This is a genomic window from Brevibacterium sanguinis (assembly GCF_003315415.1).
GTDB classification, from domain to species: domain Bacteria; phylum Actinomycetota; class Actinomycetes; order Actinomycetales; family Brevibacteriaceae; genus Brevibacterium; species Brevibacterium celere_A.
The window spans coordinates 1-3,064 of record NZ_QNSB01000021.1 but is presented as its reverse complement, the minus strand read 5'-3'; the positions used below and the strand labels follow the sequence as shown (position 1 = coordinate 3,064).

Sequence of the window (3,064 nt, the reverse complement as noted above, 5' to 3'; positions counted from 1 at the left end):
GCCCGGTTAACCGTTCCGATCCCGGTAGCTAAGCCCATTCGCGCTGATGGTACTGCAACTTGGTGGTTGTGGGAGAGTAAGTGACCGCCGCAAAAAATTCTTTTCTGGTGTGGGGTGTGACCGTTTGGGTTGCACCCCACACCCTTTTGTGTGCCCTCTGGCTGAACGCTAGAGGGCATTTCTCATTCATCGCGTCTCCGCTCAATCCCCTCGGCACCTCGATTCATGACGGCATCGTCGTGCCCGGGAGCGTCGGTGCTCGGGGAGCTGTATCGGGCCGCCGTTGGCCGGTGGCGGTGCGAAGTGGCACAGTCATCGCACCCGAACCGAAATCGTCCCGTGCGCGCTAGTGTGAAGGCAACTGTCTTCAGAGGAGTGCTGCCATGGGCAAAGTGGTGATGTACGGGACGTCGTCGCTCGACGGCTTCATCGCGGACGAGCACGACCAGCCCGGTCCGCTGTTCGACTGGTTGGTCAGTGGCGACGTTCCGCTCGACGACTCCGGGGTGTTGAAGGTGTCTCGGAGTTCCTACGATCACACCCGCGGATACTGGGAACAGATCGGGACGACGATCGCCGGACGCCGAGTCTTCGACCTGACTGAGGGTTGGGACGGGGTGCCACCGAGCGGCGTCGACCACGTGGTCGTCGTGACTCATCGCCCACCGCCCGACGGGTGGAACCCGGAAGCCCCGTTCCACTTCATCGACGGTGTCGAAGACGCGGTGGCCAAAGCCCAGGAACTTGCAGGCGACCGCATCGTCGAGGTCGCTGCCGGCGACGTCGGCGGCCAGGCACTTGCTGCCGGACTGGTCGACGAGGTGCGCATCGACCTGGCTCCAGTGGTCCTCGGAGCCGGCAAGCCATTCTTCGGCTCAGTTCAGTCCCGGCATCTGTTGGACGATCCCGACGTGGTGCTTCAGGGAGAACGAGTGCTCCATCTGTGCTTCCCGGTGCGGCGGTGAGCCGGCCGCCTGTTGATCGTCGACCATGGCGCCGCGTCTCCTGCGGAGGACGCCCTCAGGTGGTCTCTCCCTGCGCCTGGACTCAGCCACCGAGGCGGGAGAGCGATCAGTGAAGCAGGTGTCGGTCTTCTCATCGGAAGGCGTTCCCGAGGACTCCGCGCGCCCCACTCTCAAGTCTCTCCCGACCCTGGATTCCTCGAGCATGTCCGAGAATGTCATTACGAGCCGCGGGTTCCGTCCGACTCCGAGCTCGAGGACGCGGTCAGGGCTTCACGACCGACGATTGAGGTACGTGTTAAGGGAGCGTATCCTAGCCGTACCGAATGTTGGCGACTATTATCCTGGTCATTAGGGGCTCGCATGGATGTCACTCGCTCAGTCAGCCGGCGCCTCGAGGGGGTCGGGGGTTCAATCCGCCGCTGGCGTCTCATGCAGGCGCTCAAAGCAGGTGAACTCGCGGAGCGTGCCGGAATCTCCCGCTCCACCCTGCAGAAGATCGAACGCGGAGAGCCGGGAGTGTCTTTCGGGGCTGTCCTCTCCGTGATGCAGGCTCTGGGGCAGCTCGAGCACGTCGCCGAGGCGTTCGATCCCCTGAGCACTGACGTGGGCCGGCTGCGCTCGTCCGAAACGCTTCCGGAGAGGATCCGGCGATGAGCGAGAAGGTCTTCGTCGACATGGACGTCGACGGAGTGTCACTGTTCGTCGGCACCGCCTACTTCCACGTGGCCAGAAGCCAGATCTCGACAACCTTCAGCTATTCGACCGAGTATCTGACCTCACGGTCGGCCTTCCCGATCGACCCCGCTCTGCCTCTGTCCGCGGCTCCGTTCAGCCTGCCGGGTCTCCCGGGAGCATTCGACGACTGCGCACCCGACCGGTGGGGTCGCAACCTCGTCGCCAATCAACACCAGAGGGCAACGGCGAACGGAACGCTCCGCGGCCGACGGCTGACCGATGTCGACTACCTGCTGGGAGTCAGCGATGCCACCCGCCAGGGGGCACTCCGATTCAGAAGGCAGCCCGAGGGTGAGTACCTGGGCTCCGGGAGCCACATCCCCCGTCTCCTCTCTCTGCCCGAACTGCAGCATGCGGCAGACGATGCGGTTGACGGTTCCGAAGTGGCGATCAAGCGTCTCCTCGACGCGGGAACTGGGTCTCTCGGCGGTGCCCGCCCGAAGGCCGCCGTCATGTCCGATGATGCGCAGCTCATGCTGGCGAAATTCTCCAGGCCCACCGATCCCTGGAACGTCATCGCGTGGGAGAAGGTCGCCCTGGAACTCGCAGCGGCATCGGGCATCTCCGTCCCCAGGACGCGACTGCTTCGCATCGACGGTCGGCCGGTCCTCCTTCTCGCGCGATTCGACCGCGAGCACCAGCGCCGCATCGGGTACATCAGCGCAATGACCGCGGTGCAGCGCAAGGACGGTGAACCCGGGGACTACGTCGATCTCGTCGAGGCCGTCGAGGACATCAGCCGCAATTGGAGGGCCGGATGCTCGTCACTGTTCCGACGGGTGGCATTCTCAGTGGCGATCCGCAACACCGACGACCATCTCCGCAACCACGGACTTCTGAGGGTCGGGCCGGGCTGGGAGCTCAGCCCCGCATTCGACCTCAACCCTGAACCGGATCTCGACGTCGAACGACAGACCGCGATCATCGGCGCCACGGCCGCCACCGACGAGACCGACGCACTTCTCGAGTTCGGTGGCCTCTGCCACCTCAGACCCGATGCTGCGCGGGAGATCCTCGCCGAGGTGATCGCCGCTGTGGAGGACTGGCGAACCCTTGCCGGCGCCGCCGGAATATCGCCGTCCGAGCAGAATGACTTCGGTGACGCCTTCACGACGCAGCTCGGCAGGTTGCGCACCGTTCTCCGGGCACCCCTCTAACGGATAACCCCCTCGTTCAAGCGCTCTCCACCAGTGTTTATCGAGGTCAAAGCTACTGCTCAGTACTGCGATTAGCGCTTGTGGTGGGGGTCACGGTGGAATTGTCGGTTTCGAGTTGCGTGGTGGGGTTGGGCTGGTCTAGAGTTATATCTCGTTCGCCTCGCAGGAAACGGGCCGGTCACGGATCGTTTCCACCAGGTGTGACCA

The 3,064-nt window shown here is 64.1% G+C and carries 3 protein-coding genes and 1 rRNA gene; all 4 read left to right on the top strand.

Annotated features, from left to right (window positions below; translation table 11 throughout):
- A 5S ribosomal RNA gene (gene rrf / locus DFO65_RS17480) occupies positions 1–93 on the top strand; the annotation flags it as partial.
- Positions 94–383: 290 nt separating this feature from the next.
- Positions 384–965: a dihydrofolate reductase family protein gene (locus DFO65_RS16855; protein WP_113905608.1), complete on the top strand. Its 582-nt coding sequence runs from the start codon at positions 384–386 to the stop codon at positions 963–965.
- Between the two features lie 360 nt (positions 966–1,325).
- The gene (locus DFO65_RS16850; protein ID WP_113905607.1) at positions 1,326–1,619 is read left to right on the top strand and encodes a helix-turn-helix domain-containing protein; all 294 of its coding nucleotides are present in this window, start codon (positions 1,326–1,328) and stop codon (positions 1,617–1,619) included.
- A complete protein-coding gene (locus tag DFO65_RS16845) occupies positions 1,616–2,857 on the top strand; it encodes a type II toxin-antitoxin system HipA family toxin (protein ID WP_113905606.1) in 1,242 nt (413 codons plus the stop codon). The genes DFO65_RS16850 and DFO65_RS16845 overlap by 4 nt, the downstream gene beginning before the upstream one ends.
- Positions 2,858–3,064: the final 207 nt, after the last annotated feature.

What these genes read in the sequence shown, in the direction of transcription:
- DFO65_RS16845 (WP_113905606.1), top strand. Translation starts at nt 1,616, where the DNA reads ATGAGCGAGAAGGTCTTCGTCGACATGGACGTCGACGGAGTGTCACTG.
- DFO65_RS16850 (WP_113905607.1), top strand. Translation starts at nt 1,326, where the DNA reads ATGGATGTCACTCGCTCAGTCAGCCGGCGCCTCGAGGGGGTCGGGGGT.
- DFO65_RS16855 (WP_113905608.1), top strand. Translation starts at nt 384, where the DNA reads ATGGGCAAAGTGGTGATGTACGGGACGTCGTCGCTCGACGGCTTCATC.